At 45.3% G+C, this 25,056-nt stretch carries 22 protein-coding genes and 2 pseudogenes; 16 read left to right on the top strand and 8 right to left on the bottom strand.

Annotation, left to right across the window (positions count from 1 at the left end; genetic code table 11):
* Window positions 1-52: 52 nt before the first annotated feature.
* The 3 genes from gpsA to ACKPVM_RS14165 all read right to left on the bottom strand — a co-directional run bounded on the left by gpsA (window position 53) and on the right by ACKPVM_RS14165 (window position 2,083).
* Complete coding sequence (gene gpsA / locus ACKPVM_RS14175; RefSeq protein ID WP_409309935.1) at window positions 53-1,072, bottom strand: NAD(P)H-dependent glycerol-3-phosphate dehydrogenase; 1,020 nt, start codon at window positions 1,070-1,072, stop codon at window positions 53-55.
* Entirely contained in the window at window positions 1,072-1,542 is a 471-nt protein-coding gene (gene secB, locus ACKPVM_RS14170) for a protein-export chaperone SecB (RefSeq protein ID WP_409309933.1), read from the bottom strand. Before secB ends, gpsA begins: the two co-directional genes overlap by 1 nt.
* Window positions 1,543-1,651: 109 nt before the next feature.
* The gene (locus ACKPVM_RS14165) at window positions 1,652-2,083 is read right to left on the bottom strand and encodes a rhodanese-like domain-containing protein (protein ID WP_409309932.1); all 432 of its coding nucleotides are present in this window, start codon (window positions 2,081-2,083) and stop codon (window positions 1,652-1,654) included.
* A 348-nt stretch (window positions 2,084-2,431) separates the two neighbouring features.
* Between ACKPVM_RS14165 and envC the strand changes: the two genes are divergently transcribed.
* The 7 genes from envC to ACKPVM_RS14130 all read left to right on the top strand — a co-directional run bounded on the left by envC (window position 2,432) and on the right by ACKPVM_RS14130 (window position 11,174).
* Window positions 2,432-3,733 (top strand): murein hydrolase activator EnvC, encoded by a 1,302-nt coding sequence (gene envC, locus ACKPVM_RS14160; RefSeq protein ID WP_409309930.1) that lies wholly within the window; start codon window positions 2,432-2,434, stop codon window positions 3,731-3,733.
* A gap of 2 nt (window positions 3,734-3,735) precedes the next feature.
* A complete protein-coding gene (locus tag ACKPVM_RS14155; protein WP_409309929.1) occupies window positions 3,736-4,701 on the top strand; it encodes a divergent polysaccharide deacetylase family protein in 966 nt (321 codons plus the stop codon).
* 136 nt (window positions 4,702-4,837) lie between these two features.
* Window positions 4,838-6,793, top strand: coding sequence for a DUF2207 domain-containing protein (locus ACKPVM_RS14150; RefSeq protein WP_409309928.1), 1,956 nt, complete (start codon window positions 4,838-4,840; stop codon window positions 6,791-6,793).
* Between the two features lie 109 nt (window positions 6,794-6,902).
* Window positions 6,903-7,835: an ADP-glyceromanno-heptose 6-epimerase gene (gene rfaD, locus ACKPVM_RS14145; protein WP_409309926.1), complete on the top strand. Its 933-nt coding sequence runs from the start codon at window positions 6,903-6,905 to the stop codon at window positions 7,833-7,835.
* A 23-nt stretch (window positions 7,836-7,858) separates the two neighbouring features.
* Complete coding sequence (gene rfaF / locus ACKPVM_RS14140) at window positions 7,859-8,911, top strand: ADP-heptose--LPS heptosyltransferase RfaF (protein WP_409309924.1); 1,053 nt, start codon at window positions 7,859-7,861, stop codon at window positions 8,909-8,911.
* Window positions 8,908-9,912 (top strand): lipopolysaccharide heptosyltransferase RfaC, encoded by a 1,005-nt coding sequence (gene rfaC, locus ACKPVM_RS14135; RefSeq protein WP_409309922.1) that lies wholly within the window; start codon window positions 8,908-8,910, stop codon window positions 9,910-9,912. The genes rfaF and rfaC overlap by 4 nt, the downstream gene beginning before the upstream one ends.
* Window positions 9,913-9,920: 8 nt before the next feature.
* On the top strand, window positions 9,921-11,174 hold the full coding sequence (locus ACKPVM_RS14130) for an O-antigen ligase family protein (protein WP_409309920.1): 1,254 nt from the start codon (window positions 9,921-9,923) through the stop codon (window positions 11,172-11,174).
* Between the two features lie 38 nt (window positions 11,175-11,212).
* Here the strand turns inward: ACKPVM_RS14130 and ACKPVM_RS14125 are convergent.
* Window positions 11,213-11,416 (bottom strand): annotated as a pseudogene (locus ACKPVM_RS14125) (type II toxin-antitoxin system death-on-curing family toxin); the annotation flags it as partial.
* Window positions 11,417-11,669: 253 nt separating this feature from the next.
* Between ACKPVM_RS14125 and rfaQ the strand changes: the two are divergent.
* The 9 genes and pseudogenes from rfaQ to ACKPVM_RS14080 all read left to right on the top strand — a co-directional run.
* Entirely contained in the window at window positions 11,670-12,734 is a 1,065-nt protein-coding gene (gene rfaQ / locus ACKPVM_RS14120) for a lipopolysaccharide core heptosyltransferase RfaQ (protein ID WP_409309919.1), read from the top strand.
* Window positions 12,734-13,855 carry a glycosyltransferase family 4 protein gene (locus tag ACKPVM_RS14115; RefSeq protein WP_409309917.1) on the top strand — a complete coding sequence of 374 codons (1,122 nt, stop codon included), beginning with the start codon at window positions 12,734-12,736 and terminating at the stop codon, window positions 13,853-13,855. Before rfaQ ends, ACKPVM_RS14115 begins: the two co-directional genes overlap by 1 nt.
* 8 nt (window positions 13,856-13,863) lie before the next feature.
* Window positions 13,864-14,664, top strand: coding sequence for a lipopolysaccharide core heptose(I) kinase RfaP (rfaP, locus tag ACKPVM_RS14110; RefSeq protein WP_409310007.1), 801 nt, complete (start codon window positions 13,864-13,866; stop codon window positions 14,662-14,664).
* Between the two features lie 71 nt (window positions 14,665-14,735).
* A complete protein-coding gene (locus ACKPVM_RS14105) occupies window positions 14,736-16,337 on the top strand; it encodes a phosphoethanolamine transferase (protein ID WP_498044282.1) in 1,602 nt (533 codons plus the stop codon).
* A gap of 35 nt (window positions 16,338-16,372) precedes the next feature.
* Window positions 16,373-17,329 carry a glycosyltransferase family 8 protein gene (locus ACKPVM_RS14100; protein ID WP_409309914.1) on the top strand — a complete coding sequence of 319 codons (957 nt, stop codon included), beginning with the start codon at window positions 16,373-16,375 and terminating at the stop codon, window positions 17,327-17,329.
* Between the two features lie 6 nt (window positions 17,330-17,335).
* Window positions 17,336-18,268 (top strand): WaaZ-like lipopolysaccharide core biosynthesis protein, encoded by a 933-nt coding sequence (locus ACKPVM_RS14095; protein ID WP_409309913.1) that lies wholly within the window; start codon window positions 17,336-17,338, stop codon window positions 18,266-18,268.
* Window positions 18,269-18,278: 10 nt separating this feature from the next.
* A complete protein-coding gene (locus tag ACKPVM_RS14090; protein ID WP_409309911.1) occupies window positions 18,279-19,013 on the top strand; it encodes a hypothetical protein in 735 nt (244 codons plus the stop codon).
* Window positions 19,014-19,158: 145 nt separating this feature from the next.
* Window positions 19,159-19,917 carry a glycosyltransferase family 25 protein gene (locus ACKPVM_RS14085; RefSeq protein WP_409309909.1) on the top strand — a complete coding sequence of 253 codons (759 nt, stop codon included), beginning with the start codon at window positions 19,159-19,161 and terminating at the stop codon, window positions 19,915-19,917.
* Window positions 19,918-19,990: 73 nt separating this feature from the next.
* Window positions 19,991-20,200: pseudogene (locus ACKPVM_RS14080) on the top strand (transposase); the annotation flags it as partial.
* A 209-nt stretch (window positions 20,201-20,409) separates the two neighbouring features.
* Here ACKPVM_RS14080 and ACKPVM_RS14075 read toward each other — a convergent pair.
* From ACKPVM_RS14075 to rhaS, 4 genes are read right to left on the bottom strand one after another with little or no spacing between them, the layout of a single operon-like run.
* Entirely contained in the window at window positions 20,410-21,414 is a 1,005-nt protein-coding gene (locus ACKPVM_RS14075) for an ABC transporter permease (protein WP_409309907.1), read from the bottom strand.
* A complete protein-coding gene (locus ACKPVM_RS14070) occupies window positions 21,411-22,424 on the bottom strand; it encodes an ABC transporter permease (protein ID WP_409309905.1) in 1,014 nt (337 codons plus the stop codon). The genes ACKPVM_RS14075 and ACKPVM_RS14070 overlap by 4 nt, the downstream gene beginning before the upstream one ends.
* Complete coding sequence (locus ACKPVM_RS14065) at window positions 22,421-23,932, bottom strand: sugar ABC transporter ATP-binding protein (protein WP_409309903.1); 1,512 nt, start codon at window positions 23,930-23,932, stop codon at window positions 22,421-22,423. The genes ACKPVM_RS14070 and ACKPVM_RS14065 overlap by 4 nt, the downstream gene beginning before the upstream one ends.
* A gap of 59 nt (window positions 23,933-23,991) precedes the next feature.
* The gene (gene rhaS / locus ACKPVM_RS14060; RefSeq protein WP_409309902.1) at window positions 23,992-24,984 is read right to left on the bottom strand and encodes a rhamnose ABC transporter substrate-binding protein; all 993 of its coding nucleotides are present in this window, start codon (window positions 24,982-24,984) and stop codon (window positions 23,992-23,994) included.
* Window positions 24,985-25,056 lie beyond the last annotated feature (72 nt).

Raw genomic sequence — 25,056 nt, 5'->3', positions numbered from 1 at the left:
AAAGGCATGATGATCCCCTTGCACCCAAAATGCGCGGAAGAATATGAAGTGATTATAATCGAGCGCTTTCGTCTTTACTCGTACGTCCCAACAAACTTAAGGCTGCATCACGCGCATCTTTACCACAATACAACACTTGCCACAGTTGCTCGGTAATCGGCATTTCAACGCCGTAGCGCTGTGCCAACGCCAAGACTTCCTTCGTATTGCGGTATCCTTCAACAACCTGCCCAATCGTCCCCTGCGCTTCCTCTACTCCCATCCCTTGCCCCAACATCATACCGAAACGCCGGTTACGCGATTGGTTATCCGTACACGTCAGAACCAGATCGCCCAGGCCAGCCATCCCCATGAAGGTTGAAGGATCGGCCCCCAGCGCAACGCCGAGTCGAGTCATCTCAGCCAAGCCGCGCGTAATCAGCGCGGTGCGGGCATTCGCGCCAAAACCGATACCATCAGACATTCCGGCACCGATCGCAATCACATTCTTTACCGCTCCACCAAGCTGTACACCGATAAAATCCGGGTTGCTATACACCCGGAAACTTTTACCGCAGTGGAGAAGACGCTGAAGATCATCAGCAAAATCACTATCCGTTGCGGCCAGAGCAATCGCAGTTGGCAAACCCGCCGCCAATTCTTTCGCAAACGTCGGGCCGGAAACCACCGCAAGGGGAATAGATTCACCTAGCGCATCACGCGCCACATCCTGTAGCAAACGCCCGGTTTCCGCTTCCAGACCTTTCGTCGCCCATACAATACGGGCATCCGCACGCAAGTGAGGCTTGATCTGACGGAGTACATCACCAAAAACATGGCTGGGCACCACTACCAGCACATTTTTACTCGCCGCTAACGCCCGCGCCAGATCGGTTTCCAATTCCAGCGTCTCAGGAAACGGAACATCAGGCAAAAAGGCTTGATTACAACGAGCCGCCTGTAACGTTCGGATATGTTCAGGGCTATGTCCCCAAAGCACAACGCGATGGCCGTTACGCGCCAATGTGATGGCTAATGCGGTGCCGTATGAACCGGCACCGATGACAGTCATGGAAGCGTCAAGCGCGTTCATCAGGCATCCTGAGAAGCAGCCGCACCTTCGCCGTCGGTCTGCTGTTGTAAATAATTCATGAACAACGCATCAAAGTTTACCGGAGCCAGATTTAACTGCGGGAAGGTTCCGCGAGATACCAGGCTGGTAATGCATTCACGCGCATAAGGGAACAGGATGTTCGGGCAATAAGCCCCCAGACAATGCGCCAATTGTGTGCCTTCAAGACCACCAACGGTAAAAATACCACCCTGCTGAACTTCACACAAAAATGCTGTTTCTTCACCTAAAGACGCGGTCACGGTAACACGCAGCACCACTTCATAAATATCATCAGCCAGTTGGCTGGAAGCGGTATCCAGATCCAGTTTTACTTCTGGCTGCCATTCCTGCTGGAATACCTGTGGTGCGTTCGGCGCTTCGAAAGAAATATCCTTGGTGTAGATACGTTGGATTTGGAAAGACATTTCAGCGTTGTTTTGTTCAGACATGTTAAATAATACCTTTATGTTAGATTTCCCTGACGTATTCCCTCGTCACTGAAGGAACGGACGTCCGTATGACATTGGCCTCCCGAGAAATAATTTCTCGCAAGCCCTCTTATTTACCACGCACCAGAGGCAGATTTTCACCGCTCCAGCCTGCAAGGCCGTCTTTCAACACGACAACCCGTTCAAACCCAGCTTTCAACAGATTCTCTGCCGCTTCGCGCGATGACATACCATTGGCGCAAACCACGATAACAGGCTGAGATTTATGCTTTTCCAGCTCACCTACGCTGCCATTTTTAATGTCATTGGGTAGCAGGTTAAATGCGTTGGCAATATGACCTCGGCGGTAATCGTCACGATTACGGGTATCGACAACCACGGCATCTTCTTTGTTGATCAGTTGGATCGCTTCGCTGCGAACCACTTCTTTTACTTTAGACAATTTGCTCTTCACAGTAAGCACAATGACAGCGACCAACAGGGCAACCCAAGCCATACTCAATATAGGATGGTTGCTAATGAACGGCATAATCTCTTGCATGGGGTGTAACGACTCCCGAATCAGTTAAGCGATAAAAATATAAGGTTCCTGAGTATACCTGCGTGATACGTCAATTACAGCTAGTAGGCCAAGATAGCGTACCGAATCTGCGGCGTGATACAAAAAAAATTTCCAGAAGAAATCGTTAATGTCGCATCAGCGACGGCCAGTAAGGGGCGTCACCACAAAAAATCTCGGCGCAAATTAGGCAATTCGATCATTCTATGTGTATATGTTCTCATTTAGCTATTATTGATAAATTCCGTGTCACTCTTGTCACGTCTGGAAATAGAAATCCGACAAGAGACGATTGGCAAGCCGCTGTTCATCGTGGAATAATCCATCGTTATGAGTAAAAAAGCGTTATCTGTTCAGCCAAGCGTGGCATATCGTGCCAACCACCGCTCGTCTGCATTACAAAAGCTGTTCGCTCAATGCGCCAACGCGCTTTGCGTCGGCGTTTTGCTGTTGCCTGCCATCAGCCAAAGCGCGGACAATCAGCAACAGCTTAAAACATTGCAACAGGATATCGCCGAGAAAGAAAAACAAGTTCAACAACAACAGAAACAGCGCGGTTCGCTCGTTCAACAGTTGAAGAAGCAAGAACAATCTATCGCACAATCCAGCCGCCAGCTTCATGAAACTCGCAGTACGTTGTCCGTACTAGGACAAGAACTGAGTGCATTGAGTGCGTCCATCACCAAATTGCAAACACAGCAGAGCACACAGCAAACGATTCTCTCACGTCAGTTGGATGCCGCATTTCGTCAAGGACAACACAGTGCATTGCAGTTGATCCTAAGCGGCGAAGAAAGCCAGCGTGGCGAACGTATTCTCGCCTATTTCGGCTATCTCAACGAAGCGCGACAAAAATCTATCCAGGAACTACAGCAAACGCGCAGTGAACTCGCTAGCCAAAGAAAACAACTGGAACAAAAGCAGTCCCGGCAGAAAACGTTGCTAAACGATCAGCAACAACAGCAAAAACAGTTGGAACAGGCGCAATCCGAACGTAAGAAAACTCTTTCAACACTTGAAAGTTCGTTAGAAAAAGATCAGCAACAGCTAACTGAACTTCGCCAGAACGAGGCGCGCCTCCGCGATCAAATCGCACGAGCAGAACGCGAGGCTAAAGCCAGAGCCGAGCGGGAAGCGCGTGAAGCCGCAAAAGTACGGGCGAAAGAAGAACAGGCCAAACGTAGCGGTAGTCGTTACAAACCAACGGAAAACGAACGTTCTCTGATGGCGCGAACTGGCGGCCTCGGTCGTCCATCAGCGCAAGCCGTCTGGCCGGTTCGAGGGCGTATTGAACATCGTTTTGGTGAGCCGTTGCAGGGGGAATTACGCTGGAAAGGCATGGTCATTGCTGCACCGGAAGGCACTGAAGTTAAAGCCATCGCCGACGGAAACGTGTTGATGGCTGACTGGTTGCAGGGCTATGGCCTGGTGGTTGTGGTCCAGCATGGTAAAGGCGATATGAGCTTGTATGGTTATAACCAAAGTGCGCTGGTGTCGGTCGGGGCACAGGTAAAAGCAGGTCAGCCCATTGCACTCGTCGGCACCAGCGGTGGGCAAAGCCAGCCTGCGCTTTACTTTGAAATTCGTCGCCAGGGTCAGGCCGTCAATCCACAACCTTGGCTGGGAAGGTAGCCTTGTCTTATTGTAAACTTTACTCTCTGTATTTTATCGGGCTGCTGACATTTGTTCCCGTCGCACTCGCCGGAAAACTCGCCATTGTTATCGATGACTTTGGCTATCGCCCTCATAATGAAAACCAGATACTGGCGATGCCAACGGCTATTTCAGTCGCCGTCTTACCTAATGCCCCTTACGCTCGTGAAATGGCGACCAAAGCACATCATCAGGGCAGAGAGGTGCTGATTCATCTGCCGATGGCACCGATGAGTAAGCAACCCCTAGAGCGTGACACACTGCGCCCAGACATGACCAGTGAAGAAATCCAACGGATTATCCGCCAGTCGGTCAACAATGTGCCTTATGCGATAGGGCTGAATAATCACATGGGCAGCGCCATGACTGCGAGCCTGCCCGGCATGCAAAAAGTGATGCAGGCATTAAGCGCCTACCAGTTGTATTTCCTCGACAGTATGACCATTGGCAGCAGTAAAGCCAGCCAGGCGGCGGAAGGCACAGGCGTCAGCGTCATCAAACGCAAAGTGTTTCTGGATGACACCCAAAACGAAGCCGATATTCGTAAACAATTCAACCGTGCCGTTCAAATAGCACGTCGCAGCGGTTCAGCCATCGCTATTGGTCATCCCCATCCTTCTACCATCAAGGTGTTGCAACAGATGCTCCCGACGCTGGAGTCCGACATCGTGCTGGTACGCCCTAGCCAATTGTTGAACGAACCGACGCAACGCCATGACGTCATGCCGCCGTCCGAAAAACCAACGCAGACCAAGCCACGTAACCCATTTAGCGGCGATCGCCCCTTTAAAGGCATCAAACAGTGTCTGGCTAAACACCCGCCGAAACCAATCAAAAATGATGTCTTCATCAAACTGGCGAGCGACAGCATTCGCGAAAGCGCCGCTGTCTCGTTTATTAAACACCAATGGCAGACTTGGATCGCGCCGTGCAAAACACCACATTAAAGGCTAAACCAGTTTAGCTAATTAACTGACTTTATTAATATTATAGTGGTATCAAAGTGTAGTCAGGCTGTCGACTATTCGCTTATTGTTATCTGTCTATTTTTTAGACACAATGATTCACAAAGGAATGTGGTACATGCTTATTCTCCCTGTGGTTTCCCCAATCCGTCAGCCAATACATATCTATATCTTCTGTCTTGTTTTATTACTCGGCTTATTCATGCCTTGTCTCAGCAAAGCGAGCATTAAACAGATCGACCTTTATGCAGTGCGCATAGATATGCAAGATGATGGGCGCATGCTGATCACAGAATCTTTACACATCCAAAACAGCGGTGAGGTACACGGCATCTCACGAACACTGCCACGCTATTGGTTCGATACTGGTGGCAAACGGCATCTGGCTAACTATCGACTGATAGATATCATGCGTGACAACCAGCCCGAGGATTACAGCACAATCAGGAAGAATGACACCCTTACATGGCGTATTGGAAAGAGCAAACATTTATTGTCAGAAGGCAAACATCACTATGTTATTCGCTATGAAGTAAACGATATGCGGCTGCGGCGAAACGGACAGGATGAATTACGTTGGAATGTAATCGGTAGCGGTTGGCCATTTATTATCAATAAAGCAATTTTTCAGTTCCATTTACCCAATGAAGACAAACAAGATACTGGGAAAAACGATACCCGCGTTACAGTGCTCAGGGCTGACATATCCCTGGCGGGTGAGCGTATCCCTGTATCTATGGAAGAAGACGGCACACTGGTTACGCAAACGCCTATTGCTCCGTATCGTAACTTTTATGTACACCTTGTCTGGCCTGACAACGTACTGCCTAATAGCCCTGCGTTTGATATGAAAGCATCGCTCTTTTCTGCGTTGCCCATCCTAGAACCCTTCTGGCATGGCCTACTACCAGAACTGAATACATTATATCTCTGGCTACCATTTATGTTATTACTCGTCTATACATTGATTTATCGGCCATGGCGTTATCCAATCCCAAATATACACCGGCCTTCGGTATATAACACTCCACTGCCGACAGAGGTCACCCCTGGATTAGCAAGCTACCTGATGCACCGCAATATGACCGATCATGGCTTTGCCGGGGACATTCTGTATTTAATAGAACGAGGATTAATACATTGGGATCAGGGAAATAATGAACGAGGAACAGATCAAAGCCAAGCATTAGTATTATCGTCAGATGAGGACATTAATCTCACTCACTTACCATCTTCAGCTCAGCAATTCTGGCGAATGTTGCGACAGCAAACCGATACAAATAGGCTTGCATTGACGAAAACACACCAACCAGCACTCGTGGCAGTCCGCCAGGAAATGGATCAATACTATCGGCAACGATGCCAACAGGATCTATTCTACCCTGTTCACAATATTACTCTTTGGGCAGTGCTGACCGCATTCATCCCGCTGTTATTTTGTTATTCGTATCTGAGTACTTCATCATTTGTATTAGTTGTCTTATTCTCCCCTATCTCGGCACTGTTGTTATTCTTTATTTTATTCATGTTCCTAGAGCATCGACTGAACAAAACCCGACAGGCCAAACACCAATATCCACTTTACGTTATCATCAGACAAACGCTACCAATCCATATGGCACTAACGATACTCATTGCTTTTAGTTTTATAGGTAATCTGATTATTCAGATGCCTGCGGGTATACTGAGTGTCGTTCTGGCACCGCTATATTTACTGATCACTTATCATATTGCACAGCCACGCTACACGCAGGACGGTGAGAATATGCTGGCTCAGGTTCGAGGACTAATCAAACAGATGGAAGATAGCGGAGACATTCCACCGTCATCTCGCCTGATTCCGGGTGATGACGCACGTCTGCTACCGTATATGTTAGCGTTGAACATGCGTCAGCCAGTGGCAGATAGATTATTGAACCAACTGAACGATATCGGGAAACCTCCTTCAGATTCTGTTCCATATACCTGGCAAAGCCTCAGTGGACTTAGTGTTATCGTGACCAGCTCGTCTGTCTATTCGGATGTGGATAGCTACGATTATAGTTCCCACGATATCGGGGGCGATAGCTGGTAAGCTGCAATAGGGGAGCGGTATCACATCGATGTAATGAAATGCTATTATAGCGGTCATAGAGAGTGTGGGGCACGGTGCCTCACCGACAAGATTAACAAGGGTAGATCCCATGATTATCGTTACTGGCGGTGCTGGTTTTATCGGCAGCAATATCGTAAAAGTGCTGAATGACATTGGCCATCGGGACATTTTGGTGGTGGATAACCTGAAAGACGGGACAAAATTCGTCAATCTGGTGGATCTGGATATTACCGATTACATGGATAAGGAAGACTTTATCGCCAGTATCGTCGCTGGCGATGACCTAGGCGATATTGAGGCCATATTCCATGAAGGTGCCTGCTCATCGACCACCGAGTGGGATGGCAAATATATGATGGATAATAACTATCAATATTCCAAAGATGTCCTGCATTATTGCCTCGATCGCAGCATCCCCTTTCTGTACGCCTCTTCCGCCGCGACCTACGGTGGCCGTAACGATCACTTCGTAGAAGAACGTCAATATGAGCAACCGCTGAACGTCTACGGCTATTCTAAATTTCTGTTCGATCAATACGTGCGCGAAATTCTGCCAGAAGCCGATTCCCAAATTTGCGGCTTCCGCTATTTCAATGTTTACGGCCCACGTGAGGGTCACAAAGGCAGCATGGCGAGCGTAGCGTTCCATCTAAACAATCAGATTAATCAGGGCGAAAATCCGAAGCTGTTCTCCGGTAGCGAGAACTTTAAACGCGATTTCGTTTACGTCGGCGATGTTGCCGCCGTTAATCTGTGGTTCTGGCAGAACGGCGTGTCCGGCATCTTCAATTGTGGTACGGGTCGTGCAGAATCCTTCCAGGCCGTCGCTGACGCCACATTAGCGTTCCATAAAAAAGACAGTGTGGAATACATCGAATTCCCGGCCAAGCTGAAAGGACGCTATCAAGCTTATACGCAAGCGGATCTGACCAATCTACGCGCAGCTGGTTACGATAAACCCTTTAAAACGGTTGCCGAAGGCGTTACCGAATATATGGCATGGCTTAATCGTACCGTTTAATCGGATAAGGATTCATAAGCGGTATGAAAATTTTGGTCATCGGCCCTTCATGGGTAGGCGATATGATGATGTCGCACAGCCTTTATCGCACCTTGAAGGCTGAACGCCCGGACGCAGTAATTGACGTGATGGCACCCGCATGGTGCCGTCCGTTATTGGCTCGGATGCCGGAGATTAATCAAGCATTGGCGATGCCGCTAGGCCACGGTGCGCTGGCGCTGGGTGAACGTCGTCGTCTTGGTGTCTCACTGCGCGACGCCGGTTATGATCGTGCTTACGTGCTGCCCAACTCTTTCAAATCCGCTCTGGTCCCTTTCTTTGCCAATATTCCACAACGCATCGGCTGGCGCGGTGAAATGCGCTACGGACTGCTGAATGACTTACGCGTGTTGGATAAAGCAGCGTTTCCGCTGATGGTGCAGCGCTACGCCGCGCTAGCCTATGATCGTCACCGTATCCGTCGAGCAGAGGATTTACCTCAGCCACTATTGTGGCCACAGTTACAGGTTGATCCCTCTGAAATCGCGGCAATGACGCAAACCTTTACGCTCAGCGATGCACGCCCGATCATCGGTTTTTGTCCTGGAGCCGAATTTGGTCCTGCCAAACGCTGGCCGCATTATCACTATGCTTCGCTGGCACAAACCTTGATTGAACGTGGTTACCAGATCGCGCTGTTTGGCTCTGCGAAAGATCGCGCAGCGGGTGATGATATCCTGCAAAATCTAACAGAAGAGGCACGGCAATATTGCGCTAATCTGGCAGGACAAACGTCTCTGGAACAAGCTGTCGTGCTGATTGCCGCTTGTCATGCCATCGTCAGCAATGACTCTGGGCTGATGCACGTTGCGGCGGCACTCAACCGTCCGCTGGTCGCCCTTTATGGCCCAAGCAGCCCCGATTTTACCCCACCGCTCTCTCATCAGGCAGACGTGATCCGACTGATTACCGGCTATCAGCGGGTACGCAAAGGTGACGCCGAACAAGGTTATCATCAGAGCCTTATCGACATTCAGCCTAAGCAGGTGCTCGCGGCGTTGGAAAAATACCTGATGACGCCGGGAGAAAGCGCATGAGGGTATTGGTCATCAAAACGTCGTCAATGGGCGACGTGCTTCACACTTTACCTGCCTTAACGGATGCCATGATGATCATTCCCGGTATCCAATTCGACTGGGTGGTAGAAGAAGGGTTTGCGCAAATTCCCAGTTGGCATCCGGCGGTATCGCGCGTGATCCCTGTGGCAATCCGACGCTGGAGGAAAAGCTGGTTTAGTTCAAAAACGCGTCAGGAACGAGCAATCTTCAAGCAACAGTTGCGTGAATTCCGCTACGATGCAGTGATTGATGCGCAAGGGCTGATAAAAAGCGCAGCATTGGTTACCCGACTTGCTCGTGGGAAAAAACATGGGCTGGATTGCAAGAGTGCCCGTGAACCCTTGGCAAGCTGGTTCTATAACTATCGCCATCATGTTAGTCGCCAGCAACACGCGGTTGAGCGTGTGAGAGCGCTTTTCGCCGCAAGCCTGCGTTATAAACACCCCACCGAACGCGGGGATTATGCCATTGCATCACATTTCGTCGCTCAACATCCTGCCGATGCGACGCCGTATCTGGTCTTCCTGCATGCCACGACGCGGGATGAAAAACACTGGCCGGAGACGCACTGGCGCGAATTGATTGCGCTGCTGGCAGAGCGCGGGTTAAACATCAAACTCCCTTGGGGAGCCGAGCATGAGCACCAGCGGGCATTACGACTGGCTGAAGGCTTTTCTCACGTCGAGGTCTTACCACGTTTAACGCTGCAACAGGTGGCTGAAGTGTTGGCTGGCGCAAGTGCCGTCGTCTCTGTCGATACGGGGCTAAGTCACCTCACCGCCGCACTGGATCGTCCTAATCTCACACTATATGGCCCCACCGATCCGGGGTTAATTGGCGGCTATGGACTAAACCAGATCGCGGAACTGTCTGAAAAGCGGCAAATGACGACGATTACGGCTGAAGAAGTCCATCAAAAGTTATCTCAAATGATAGAATTAACGGCATCTGGCGAGCCATCCGACTCTCCTACTATTTGAACAATCGCATGGTTAATGAATTAAGATATGAGCTGGAAAAATCTTCCGGCATCAGTACGGCACTTGCACGTTATACGATATTTCCCGGTTGTTTACTCACGCTCGGCGTGATGCCCTTCAGCACCATTATCGCAGGATGGATTTATTATTTAACCGGATCGCTATCCGTTTTTTACGTGATGACTCACCTGAAAACCATGGTGGCGACGAAACGGCTTCTGGTGCTCCCGCTATGTTTCCTGGCTATTGGCTTAACCAACCTTATCTGGTACCACCAATACTATCAGCCAGATAGTCTCTTCCCTTACATTTATAATGCTTACCAAACGTCTGCCCATGCCGGCATTCTTGCTGCATTTATCTTGCTGGCGACACTGCATCTCTCTCAAAAACAACAGCCATTCCAGCTTCCTTGTATTATGGCAATCTGCGTACTGACGCTAGGCTATGCGTTCTATCAGTCATTATTCGGCAACACACACCGCATCGCACTGGTATTTGGTACCGCCACCAGCGCCGCCTACTTTATGACATTCATTGGTGCGCTCAGCGCACAAGCATTGCTGAAACTCGGCTCACGATATAAGTACTACTACTATCTCATCCACTTTCTACTTTTTACCATCGCGATCATTTTGACCGAGACACGAGCGGCCATTTTCGTTTATCCCCTTGTCGGAGCGATGATTCTCTTATCTGAAGTACGCCACAATAAACGTTTACTGATAAAAGCATTTTTGGGTTCAGTCATGACCATTCTGCTATGTTCGCTGCTCTTTCATGACACGATTCACAAGCGTACCAACGATCTACTGAACGATATGCGCAATTACAGTATGAATAACAGTAAAACGTCCGTTGGCGCACGTCTTGCCATGTATCAATCGGGGATTGAAGTAGGAGAAGATGCACTATTCGGGCAATCAGCCGAACAGCGTTCAGAACGGGTGACGGCATTAGCAGAACAAAAGCCCGTTTTAAGCGGTGCAGTCGCCTATTTGAACGTCCATCTTCACAATGAAGTGATCGATGCCTTTTCACTAAAAGGCTTACCTGGCGCATTGTTGCTCGTCGCACTGTATGCCGCCCTACTCTATTTTTCTTTTTTCATTTTACGCAGCCATTTATCAGCCGCGTTGCTTTTTGCGTTGGTGATGTATGGATTCAGCGACGTCATTCTCTATTCACGAGACATGCTCATTGCATGGTTGATGACGTTTTGTCTCGGTACTACATTGACCGGAAAATGGCTAAAAAATTAGCCTCTGGGTGACCCCCAGCCATAAAAGATGAGCGCCTTCTACTGTGAGCGTTTTTTCAATTCCTCGGCTACGGCATGCACATCGTGAAGCCCTTGTGCAGCCGTTACGACGAAATCAGCAAAACCGTCGGACGGTGTGATTGTTGAGCCGTTCATATCAAGAAACACCATAGCCGCCGCAGCTGAAGTCCTTTTGTTGGCGTCATTAAAGCCATGCCCACGAGCAATCGAAAGCAATAACGATGCAGCATTGTGCTCAGCAACCTACGAGTACATGCAATACCTGCGTAACCCTTAAGATAACGGTATAATCTTAATTACCTCTGTGAGAGGTAGATGGCTTTTAGTACTATAAGCAAACAGTACCATAGCGAAAAAATTAGCATTCCATGCCGCCAACCCGCATGGATAAACCAGCCGACTGGTGGCTGTAAAGCCAGGGGCGGTAGCGTGTCTGTCAGAAAATAATCACGTTTGATTACATGAAGGAAAACGAGTGAGCCAACGCATCATCTCTTATCACCGAATTTTGGTGGTGAAACTCAGATTTCACGGCGATATGCTCCTTACCACGCCGCTCATTAGCACCTTAAAAAACAACTATCCCGATGCCAAAATTGATGTGTTGTTGTACGAAGACACTCGGCCTATTCTTTCGAAGAATCCCGATATTCACCAACTCTATGGCTTAAAAAGAAAGGCAACAAGCGGATGGGAGAAAATCAAAGACTTTCTGACAGTACGCAAAAATCTGCGACAGAATCAGTACGATCTGATTATTAATTTAGCCGATCAATGGCCGATCGCGTTATTAATTAAATCACTGGGATGCAACAGCCTTTCACTCTTACGTGGTGGTTCGAAACAGGCGCTCTGGCAAGCCTGTTTTAATCAATGCGTGAACCTGCACGGTGCACATGTGATCGAACATAGCCTTTCGATCTTGGCCCCACTAGGCCTGCCTCCAGAGCACGACAGCACACAAATGTCGTTATATTACGGCCCAGAAGATGCTGAACGTGTTTTCAATCGCTGTCCAGCATTGCTTGAACGACCTTATGTAGTTATTCAGCCAACAGCCAGACAGATTTTTAAGTGTTGGGACAACGATAAATTCGCTCAGGTCATTGATTACCTGCAAGAACGCAATCTCAGCGTGGTACTCACCTGTGGGCCCTCGCAGGCTGATATGGATATGGTGACGGATATTCATGCACGGTGTACCGCTAAACCGGAGCTAACGTTAGCTGGTAAGACATCATTTCTGGAACTCGCGGCGCTGTTGGATAAAGCGGCGCTGTATATTGGGGTAGATTCAGCCCCGATGCACATGGCGGCTGCATTGCATACGCCGCTGGTATGTCTGTTTGGTGCGACGGCGCATCGCTTCTGGCGTCCCTGGTCAGATAACAATATCGTGATCTGGGCCGGTGATTATCAGCCAATGCCTACACGTCAGCATCTTGATAGAAATAAACGCTATCTTTCCTGTATTCCCGCACAAGATGTCATCCAGGCGATTGATACGTTATTACCGCCTGATACCAACAGGAAACCGTGATGAACATAGCCATCTGCCTGTACAAATATTTCCCTTTTGGTGGCCTACAACGTGATTTTCTCAATATTGCCCAAGCCTGTGTAAAACGGGGGCATCACGTTCGCGTTTATGTCTTATCGTGGCAGGGAGAAAAACCAGATAACCTTGAGATTATTCTCGTTCCAGTCTCTGGTATGAGTAATCACTCGCGAAATCAACGCTATAGCGAATGGGTTCAGCGTCATATCCAGCAACACCCGGTCGATCGCGTCGTCGGTTTTAATAAAATGCCAGGGCTGGATTTCTATTATGCCGCCGATGTCTGCTACGCGGAGAAAGTCGAACAGGAAAAAGGGGCGATCTATCGCTTAATGCCTCGATATAAACATTATGCCGCCTTTGAAAAAGCCGTATTCAAGCAAGATGGCCACACCAAAATGCTGATGCTGACGCAACGCCAAATTGCAGATTTTAAGAAACATTACGGTACACAAGATGAACGTTTCTACATTTTGCCGCCGGGCATTGATCTCAATAGAAAATATGACCACCAGGCGCCGGATGTTCGACAAACATTTCGCCTCGCACAGGGCATCAACGAACAGGCTATCGTTCTGCTTCAGGTTGGTTCTGATTTTAAACGTAAAGGCGTTGAACGCAGCATTCAGGCTATTGCTAACCTACCTGATGCGTTACGTCAGAAGGTAATATTTCTGGTCGTCGGCCAAGATAAGCCGGAACGTTATCAGGCTCTTGCCCGTCAGGCTGGTATTGGTGAGCAGGTACATTTCTTTGCAGGACGTGATGATATTCCTGCCTTCATGGCCGCAGCCGACCTGCTGATGCATCCAGCCCATCAGGAAGCAGCGGGCATTGTTTTGCTTGAAGCAATAACAGCGGGGTTACCGGTAATGGTAACAGAGGTGTGTGGCTATGCCTTCTACATCAACAACGCTCAGGCTGGCGTCGTCATTCCTTCCCCCTATGATCAGAAATCGCTGAATGCCGCGCTACACGATACGCTGAATCAACCAGAAACCTTACGGCGTTGGTCAGACAATGCACGACACTTTGCCGATACCGAAGATTTATACAGTTTGCCAGAGAAAGCGGCGATGTTAATTTCAGGCAGTAATGAATGATAAACAGTATGATTGAACTCACCGAACCTTTTGCGTCTGAATGGAAAGATCGCGATCCCTTTGAAGAAGTCAAAAAGCTGGATGGTGAGGTTTTCCGCGCCCTTGAAAGTCGAAGAACATTACGATTCACGCTGGCTGGGCGTTCCTGGTTTGTAAAAATACACCGGGGTACGGCGCTGAAAGAGGCGCTAAAAAACCTGATTTCACTACGCCTTCCCGTACTGGGAGCCGATCGTGAGTGGTCTGCCATTCACCGTCTGTACTCGCTCGGCGTCGATACCATGACCGGTGCCGGATTTGGCCAACGGGGGCTAAATCCCTTACAGCGCGAATCTTTTATCATTACTGAAGATCTGAGCCCAACAATCAGCCTCGAAGATTACTGTGCAACCTGGCAGGAAAAACCGCCATCAGTAAAAGAGAAACGTCGTCTCATTCGGCGTGTCGCTGAAATGGTCAGAAAAATGCATGCTGGTGGGGTCAACCATAGGGACTGCTATATTTGCCACTTCCTATTACACCTTCCCTATCAAGCCACGGATACCACATTTAAAATTTCGGTCATTGATTTACATCGAGCACAAATTCGGAACCAAGTTCCACGGCGCTGGCGTAATAAAGATCTTATTGGACTTTATTTTTCATCACTCAATATTGGGCTAACAAGAAATGATCTGCTGTGGTTCCTGACGATCTATTTTGATCATCAATCGTTGCGAACCACGTTACAACATGAGCAGCCCTTACTTAATGAAGCTCATATTAAGGCAGAGAAAATACGCGAGAGAACGGAACGTAAGGCGTTATAATTTTTATTACAAAATTATATTAGATAATAAATTATTAAATTTTAATAAAAAAATTTTTTATACTTGGGAAAATGATGAGCATAGTAAAAACACAGGGAAGTTATATCTTATTCATAGTAACATTTATATTTTTTAGTTTCATTACTATCACACTAACATCTAGTATACATTTATCATCTCGTTTAATATCATTCATTCTTTTTATTTATCTTGCCAGAAATATAGCATCAATAAAAATAAGAACCCTAGTCTCGCTGCCCATTGTATTATTATTATCCGCTGATATTACGTTAACACTTTATTCATGGTTCACGTTTAATAGTTCATTTAACGATGGATTCGCGTTAAGTATTATAAATAGCAATACCTCAGAATTCTTTTCCATGCTAGGCGTTTATATTTATTATGTATTTCTTTTTTTAGCGATATCATTACTATTAATACTGACTATTTTATCTAATAAAAAGACAAATAAAAACAAATGGAAAATATCATTAATAATTTTATTATGTACACTTTCTTACGGCATAATCAAATCCATAAAATATAGCCAGACTCATCCAATACATGAGAGTTCCAGCAAAGTATTTCAAGTAGCATCCAGATTTAGTTCATATATACCAATATATAACATCGGCTACTTTCTGAAGGCATTACAGGAAGAAAATCTGTTAGATTCTATTAAAAATAATATTCTAACCTATGATTTGATAACCAGAGAAACGGGTATCGATAATTATATCGTGATTGTTGGCGAGTCTGCCCGTGTAGGAAATATGAGCGTTTATGGCTATCTGAAACCGACAACGCCTAAATTACAGGAACAGTTAGAAAATATTGTTTTATTTAATAATGCCATTAGCGGAGCACCGATTACCGCGTTAGCCGTACCGTTAGCGTTAACTAAAGACACGGTGACCAATCATAGTATTCACAATTATCCCGATAATATTATTAATATCGCTAATCAGGCTGGTTTTGAAACCTCATGGCTAAGCGTTCAAAGCGCTTTCGGTAGTAAAGGTACCGCCGTATCCTCCATTGCAATGAATGCGCAGAATAAATTATGGATTACAGGGTATGATAAAGGGCTACTGCTACCTTTATATGAAATTCTCAATAATAATAAGGAAAATAAAAAGAAACTTATCGTTCTGCATCTCTACGGTAGCCATGAACCTGCGGAAAACCGATATCCACCGAATGCGGAAACTGCGATATTTACCGAAAAAAACGATGGTATTGATGCTGAATATGATAATTCCATTCGTTATACCGATGATTTATTAGGTGAATTATTTGAGCATTTTAAAGATACAAAAACATCAATTTTGTATTTTTCCGATCATGCTCTTGAAAGAAACCCGGAAAGCAGCACATTGTATTACCACGGCGGAACATCTCCAAGCCAGGAAGCCTACCATGTTCCAATGTTTATTTGGTATAGCCCGATGATTAATGTAGGAAAAAATAATAAGATCATTAACGAGTTTTTTTCCACTATTTATAATTACCAGTTAATAAATGCCTGGATGGGAATTAAACATAAAACTGACATTAGCGAGCCTGATATAGATAATATAATCAATACTTATAAAGATAAGTATGAGGTTATGGATAGTGGTTATAATATTTATAATTATAATGAGTTAAAACACTCTCATGCTAAATAAAATAGTTGGATTTCTGGATTGGGTTGAAATAAAAAATGAATAAAACCACATCTATAAATATTGCATATTGTGCAGATTCAAATTACATAGAATATGTTGCTGTATCTATGACATCAGTAATGATGAATAATTTAGGGAATGATATTACATTCCATATTTTTTTGTATAATGTAAATTCTGATGATAAAGACCGGATAAAAAATATTGGTTATCAAATTGAAATATATGAAATATCGGAAAATGAAATAGAAAAATACAGTGAAGAATTTTCTATAAAGCATCTTAATAGATCTATCTATTTGAGATTAGCAGTGCCTAGAATACTGTATAATAAAGTAGATCGATTTATCTATCTTGATGTAGATACTTTATGTTTTTCTAATATATCAGAAATCAATACTATCAATATTGATCATGTAGTTTGTGCAGTAGTTTCTGACAACACGGAAAAAATTAATACTGCAAATGCGACAAGATTAGGGCTTAAAGATAATTTTTACTTTAACTCAGGTTTTTTATATATAAACACAGAAAACTGGATAACTAGAAATATAGAAAACGAAGTTAATGATATTCTGAAAAAGGATAATATTGCACTCATATATCCTGATCAAGATGCCTTAAACATTGTCTTACAGAACGATATAGTAGTCTTAAATACGAAATGGAACTATTTGTTTAATTGGTTAAGTGAAAAAGAAAAAGATTCTTTTTTCTATGATAAAGAAAACCTACCAAAAATAATACATTTTACGGGAGGAAGAAAACCCTGGTATCAGGAACATTCAGGCTTATCGCAAAATCTTTATCTTTTCTATAAGCATTTTACACCTTGGGCAAATACACCATTAAAAAGTTATCAAAGTAAAATGCGGAGTACAGATTATCGAGTTTATTCCAAATCTGAAATTCGAAAAGGAAATTACTTGAAGGGATTGTATTTTTTTATTAAGTATTTTCAACTAAAAATAAAATCTCGGAAAGGTGCGTAATATACAATGAACCAGTTTTTAGATGAATGCTATAAACTATTATATCGCATAACGCATTCAACTCGTTATAAACATAACAGAAAACGTTGGCCGCATGTGAAGATAACAAGAGGATCACAAGGAGAGATAAACAGTTTTATCTATAGAGGGAGGGCTTTTCCAATCATTCCGTTATCTTCGCTGAAAGGGAAATTTAGTGAAAAAATCATGCTCGTTGCGTCTGGGCCATCTGTCAATCAAACGCCTTTCTCCGAAGAAAAAAATCCGATTGCAATAGGCGTAAATGGTGCTTATTCAATAAAAGAAAAAGTTAAATTTAGTTTTTATGTCATCACTGATATTCATTTCTTCGATCAGCGCCCAAAGATTGTAGAAGAAATTATTTCTGATAAACACTTACTGTTATTTCTACAAATTGATGGCTTGACAAGAATTATCGACAAGTTTGGGTTGAAATCTATCCTTTGCAAAGTGGCTATTATTGAGGATGCATATAAAAGAATCTATGAACCGAAGTTCTCTATTAAGGAAATAGAAAACAACACTCAAAGGGCTCAGAGCGTTTATTTTTATGATAAAAAAGACGAATCAGAAGAGGATATTGCTTTTGAAACGAATATCACTAATGGTGTCTTTCCTGGAAAGACAGTAGTTTACTGGGCGTTGCAAATCATTATATATATGGGCTTCAAAGATATATATATTGCTGGACTTGATATGAATAACTTTGATAAACCACGGTTTTATGAGAATGAAAAAGACAAAGTTTATTCACAGCTTGAAATAGATTTTGAAAAAAATATTTTACCATCATTTACTCATGTAAGTGATATTACGAAGAAATTAAATATAAAGATAATTAATATGTCCATTAATAGTTCAATACCTGAAAATATTTTTGAAAAGAAAAAATACTCTGATAGTCTTTCTAGTATTTAGGGAGGATTCTATGCTTATTGTTACTGTCTTAAAATTAGGGAAAAATTTTCTTCCCAATCACGCTCAATGGTTACATTCTCAGTTATCAAGTTATGAGTCTGTTTGCTTAACTGATGCCGGAAATATACCAGGAGTAAAAACAATACCATTACAACATAATTGGCCAGGATGGTGGTCGAAGATCGAATTATTCAACCCTAAACATCCTGTCATTGGCAAAAGAGATATTTTTTTTATTGATATTGATACTGTTATCACGGGTGATCTTACCGAGCTCATGAAAACAGCAGGTATGGTAATGCTAACAGATTTTTTCGGGATAGGCCATAATGCTCCGAACCTCCCATTACCAGCAAGCGGAGTGATGAAGATACCTTATGAATATAAAGAATCTGTATGGGAAAAATTTTTAGAAAATCCTAAGTATTATATGGAAAAATGCACCACAAAAGACCAATGGGGAGATCAAGGGTTTATTGGTTCTATATATCCAAATGTCTTACGTTGGCAAAATATTCATCCAGGAAAGATCATAAGCTATAAAGCGCATATTGCTAATAGCAACATGACTGGGTTTCATCATGAGTTATCGCTAGGAAATGGGCATTTACCGAAAGATTCTCGTATCGTTTGTTTTCATGGTAACCCTAGGCCATGGGAAGTTAAATTACCATGGATTCCCCAATTTACCCCTCCAACAATTTTACAACAGTTGCTGGCATGGAAAAAAAGAAATATATTCTAAATTTTCTATAAAAATAGTGAGATTTTAATTGGTGGTTAGTTGAGTTTAAAAAGCTTTAATAGCTTAATCAAAAAAAAAGATAAAATACGTTGGGTAACATTAATTTAAATAAAATTTATAGTTAATTTAAATTATGGAAAATAAAATGAAAACCTTCGCAATAAATTTAGAAAGAGAAAAAGAAAAAAGAGATAAAATCATTTATGAATGCAATCGATTAAATATTAAAGTTAACGTTATTAAAGCTATAGATGGTAGCAAGCTCAATGAGTTAGAACTAAAAAAATCATGCCCTAGCTATCCTGATAACTTTATGACAAAGGGTGTGATTGGGTGCGCATTATCTCATTTGAAGATATATGAAGAAATTATAAAAAACGATATTAAAATAGCGTTAATATTAGAAGATGATGTTGTCTTTAAAATTCAAGAAGTTAACGGCATCCTTGATGTCATTGAAGAACTTGATTGCTTAAATAGCGAGAAACCCAATATATATCTATTATCAAGAGTACATAGTATTATAAAAAACAATAAAATAAAAATAGGGGACAATTGTTTATACAAAGTTCATGAAGCCGCTAGAGCACATTCATATATAATAAACAATGCTGCTGCACGTTCTTTGCATAAACACCTCCAACCTATATATATAGAAGCAGATTTATGGGGGTATTTCTCAAAATTGGGGCTCGCCAACATCTATTCATTGCAACCACCTATAACAAGTTTAATTGAAAATTCAGAAAACCTTTCCTCACTAAATCAAGAAAGGCATATCATTCAAGAAAAGCGTAGTAAATATATACACGATTTGCTGAAGAAAAATAATTCATATCGAATAAAGCGATTTTTTTGGAGAGTTTTTAAAAAGCCATTTTTAAATATAGAATATACACCATAACAAATTAAAAATTTAATAATACACGGAGAAAAATCGATCAATTTGATATAAATATACATGTAAGTACTAATTAATACTGATGCTCAAAAGCCTCTTTCACCTTACCCTGCGGGTATAGCAGGGCCTTACCGACTCGGTTTTCCAGATGATGCATGTGCTGCTACGTTGCCCAGATTATATCTGTATCAACAGTGTTAATGTCCGCATCAAGATGCCGACACGTGGAGAGGTAGCTCATCCGGTCATTGATTCCACCGGGCTGAAAATGTTCGGCAAGGGGGAAATGGAAGGTTAGAGCGGAATCAGGCTGGTGGCGCACCAGCGGCTGACGTTACGGAACGACGATGCGCAGGAGTGGGATCAATGGCGTGAGTGAAAGCAGCAAACATCATGACATTACAGGATTTTCAGTACAACATGCGCATTGTCTAAGAGGTATGGGTACGACTTTGACGCATATCAAAAATGATTTACTCAACAAAATCATTTCTCTTACCCTCCTTTCACTACCCGCCGATACAATACCGGTAACGAAATCACGACAATCAACATCATGCCGACAATCACCGACATCACGATGCCCGGCACATTTAGCAGGCTGAGGCCGAAGGTTAACAATCCCATCAGGAACGCGGCGACAATCACGCCGACCATCGAGCCAGAGCCGCCGAGAACACTGACTCCGCCAAGCACCACTATCGTAATAATGCTTAATTCCCATCCCATTGCCAGCGTCGGGCGCGTACTGCCCAGGCGAGACGTCAGTAGCACCGCAGACAGTCCGGACATTGCCCCTACCAACGCAAACAATATCAAGTTATGACGCTTCACATTAATACCGGAATACCAGGCTGCCACAGGGTTATTACCAATCGCATAAGTCCGACGCCCAAAATTAGTTTTGTGCAGCAGGAAGTAAAACACCACGCTCAGCATCAGAAATAACGCGAACTCAAACGATAACGCGCCGAAAACATAGCCTTGACCAAACCAGGCAAAGCTGGCTGGGTAATGGCTCAAAGCCTGATCGCCCAGCAGAACATAAGTGATGCCGCGAAACAAACTCATCGTGCCGATGGTGATGACAATTGAAGAAAGATTCAGGCGCGTGACCAGCAAACCGTTAATCAATCCACACAGTAATCCAACACTCAGCCCAATGCCCACCAGCGCTGGCGTAGACCACCCCACCTGAGCACAAAAACCCATGACCGTAGAACTCAACGCCATCGTGGAAGCAACGGATAAATCGATTTCTCTGGCAATGATGAGCATCGCCATCGGTAATGCGATGATGGCTTTTTCGGTAAAATTGAACGTCGCATCCGATAAATTCCAGATATTCAAGAAATAAGGTGAAGCAAACGCATTGATCACAAATACCAGTAGCGTCACCGCCAACAAGAACCCTTCCCAGCACAGCAAACGGCTTAAGAATGGCGGCACATCGGATGGCGCGTGTTCTGCTGTCGTTCTCGGAGTTAACGGCTTATTCATGATTTAGCCTCTGATTCTGAGCGCTCGGCATGAAGGAGCGAGGAATGGCGTAAAATCATCCGCCCTTTGCGCCTGTTGGCACGTTCGTTGAGGATCACCGCAATGACAATGACGGCTCCAGAAATCGCCATTTGCCAAAAGGGTGAGACATTAATCACCGGCAAGGCATTATTAATCACGCCAAGAAATAGCGCGCCTAACAGGCAGCCCATCACCGAGCCAATCCCTCCCATCGTGCTGATCCCACCAATAACGCACGCGGCAACAATCTGTAACTCAAAACCATTCGCCACATCCACATAGGCCACAGCAAAACGGGAAATCCATAAGTAGCCACAGAATCCCGCGAGTGCCCCAGACAGACAGAAACTGATAAATTGCATTTTCCCGACATTAATACCGGTGTAATAAGCAGCCGTCGCATTCCCTCCTGCGGTATACAACGCCCGTCCGGTACGGCTATAGCGTAGAAAATAAGCGACCAGGATCAGCGCTGCAATCGCGCACCAACCGAGTAACGGCAATCCAATAAAGGGACTGCGCGGCAAATTAAGAAAGTCAGGGCTCATCTGGTGAGCGTTAATCCAGCCCCCCTTAGAAAGCAGGAAAATAACGCCGCGATAAATACTCATGGTGCCAAGCGTAACGACAATCGGCGGGATACCCACTTTCCACACCAATACCCCATTGATTGCGCCCATCACCAAGCCCAATACCGTCGCCAGTAATATTAATGTCCATACCGGAATCTCGGGATAATTGAAATTGATCAGGGCAACAATCATACCGGTCAGCGCCAGATTGGCAGCCATCGACAAATCAATTCCTTTTGTCAGTAATACCATCATCTGCCCCAGCGCCAGAATGATCAGAATCGAGGTGTCGTTAAAGATCTCCAACAGATTACCGATGCCGAGGAACGCGGGTGAGCGTATACCAATCGCCAGTAGCATCAACACGATCACTACCGCCAATAACAGCTCACGCTGCTTAAGCAGACTTTTTATCATGCCGCCTCCTTACCTGCGCCACTGGCGGCGCTGACGATCATTTCAGCACTGGCTTCACCGGCCTTAAACTCTGCCACCATCAGCCCTTCGTGCATGACAATAATCCTGTCGGCCATGCCCATGACTTCAGGTAACTCCGACGACACCATAATCACGGCCAACCCGCGTCCAACCAGCTCAGACATAAACTGATGAACAGCAGCTTTTGAACCAATATCAATCCCCTTGGTTGGTTCATCGAGAATGATGATATCCGGTTGGGTCGCCAGCCATTTGGCAATCACTACTTTTTGTTGGTTCCCACCGGACAACGTTCCCACAGGCTGCCGCCAACTGGAGGCCTTAACTTGCAGGCGTTTGGCGTAGTCCTCCGCCAGCGCCCACTCTTGCCTGTCGTTAAGAACGCCATGCGGATTGAGCTGGCTGAGTTGCGGCAGGCTGATATTCTGACTGATAGAGAGCTCAATAACCGCACCTTGTTTTTGTCGTTCCTCTGGTACATAAACAATCCCTGCTTGAATCGCGTGCGCAGGATGGGAAAAGTGCTGTTCCTGGCCGTTAATCAGGATGTTCCCGCTGCTGGGTTGCGTGACACCAAATAGCGCCTGCATCAGTTCGGTACGCCCCGCACCGACCAGCCCGTAAAAACCCAGAATTTCACCTTTATGCAAACTGAAACTGATATTGGCAAATTCCGTCGGATGGCTGAGCTGTTGCACCTGTAACACCGTCTCCCCCAGCCCACAGATAATTTTAGGATACGTTTGGCTGACTTCTCTGCCCACCATCATCGTCACCATCTGTTGTTCGCTGATGTCGTTAATGTTGCCAGAGCTGACACAGTTACCATCTCGCAATACGGTGTAATAATCTGATATTGCAAAAATTTCATCGAATTTATGCGAAATGAACAGGATCGCTTTCCCCTCGAGCTTCAGGCGCTCGACGATATGATAAAACTCGACAATTTCATGTTGAGATAGCGCGGCGGTGGGCTCATCAAGGATCACAACCTGTGCCTCAAACGATAACGCTCGTGCGATCGCCACCATATGACGCTGTGCAATACTGAGCTCTTTCAGAATAGTATGCGGATCAATGTTCACTTCCAGACGGAGCAGAATATCACGGGCCTGCTGGTGCATAGCAGCCCAGTTAAGGCGTTTCAGCACACCGTGAGTGAGGTAGTGGCCCACAAAAATATTCTCGGTAACCGAAAGCTCATCAAACAACACCGTTTCCTGATGGATAGCCGTAATACCAACCCGATGCGCCGACTCGGGATTCGGTAACTTAATCGGAATGGCTTTATAGCGGATTTCCCCCTCTTCCGGCTGATAAATACCCGTCATCACCTTCACCAGCGTCGATTTACCGGCACCGTTTTCACCGATAAGCGCAGTCACTTTGCCCGGATACAGATCAACCCGAACGTTATTTAACGCCTGTACACCGGGAAAGCGTTTGCCAATGTGCTGCAATGACAACAGTGGCGTAGCGTCTGCCATTACGCATCTCCTATCTGGATGATCGGCTTACCAGAGAGAATGGCAAGCCGAACACAGATTCAGAATATTTTAGAAAATTGATCGATATTGCTGGCATCGTAAGTGAACGGTTCCGCCATCGCGCCGTTGCCATCCGTATCCAATTTCACCTTGCCCAAACGCCCCATACTCGCTTCGCTTTTCGTGGCGGTGCCTTTCACCAGATCGTATGCCAGATAGGTCGCGGCATAGCCCAGATCAATCGGGTTCCAGATGGCAAAACTTTTCGTCGCACCGGATTTCACCGCGCCGGCCATCTCAGACGGCAAACCCAGCCCCGTCACATAGACTTTGCCAATCTTCCCCTGATCCTTCACTGCTTGCGCTGCGGCGACAATGCCGACAGAAGAGGGAGAAATAATGACGCGTAAATCAGGATAGGATTTCAGCAACCCCACCGTTTCACGGTAGCTTTTGTCCGATAAATCATCACCATAAGCGACGGAAACCAGGTTTATAGAAGGATACTGTGGCAGCACTTTCCTCATCTCGGCGATCCACAGATTTTGGTTGGTTGACGTCGGTGTCGCACTAAGGATGGCCACGTCACCTTTTTCGAGGTTAAGCGCTTTCAGCGCATCATCAGCCAGTTTGACGTTAGTTTCACCGATAAGCGCATTGTTGGAGGGATTAAGGTGGATTTGACGGCCTTCTTTGGTGACGCCTGAATCCCAGGAAACGACTTTAATGCCACGTTGCATCGCCCTTTTCAACACCGGAATCAGCGCATCTGGGTCATTGGCGGATACTGCAATCGCATCCACACCTTGTGCGATCAATCCGTTAAGCACTTCAATCTGGGCCTCAGCCGTCGTGGTGGTGGGGCCGGTATAAATGACCTTCACTTCCCCTAATTCCTTTGCGGCTTCCTGTGCCCCGACGTTAGCCGCTTCAAAGAAACCATTTCCCAGTGATTTTGCCACTAAAGCGATCTTCACTTCTGCTGATGCTGCACCAGCCAACAGCATACTACTCACTGCCAGGGCCAGGCTCAGTACGCGTTTTACTGTCATGATGGGTCCCCCGCATAACGTTTAACGACCAAAGTTTGCCGATTCGTCAGGCATGTATTTGACTCTAGGAGG

The sequence above is a fragment of the Pectobacterium hainanensis genome (genome assembly GCF_046237015.1).
Taxonomy (GTDB): Bacteria; Pseudomonadota; Gammaproteobacteria; order Enterobacterales; family Enterobacteriaceae; genus JBJYIN01.
Note: the sequence above shows the minus strand (reverse complement) of the source record. Positions and strands in the feature narration are given on the sequence as shown.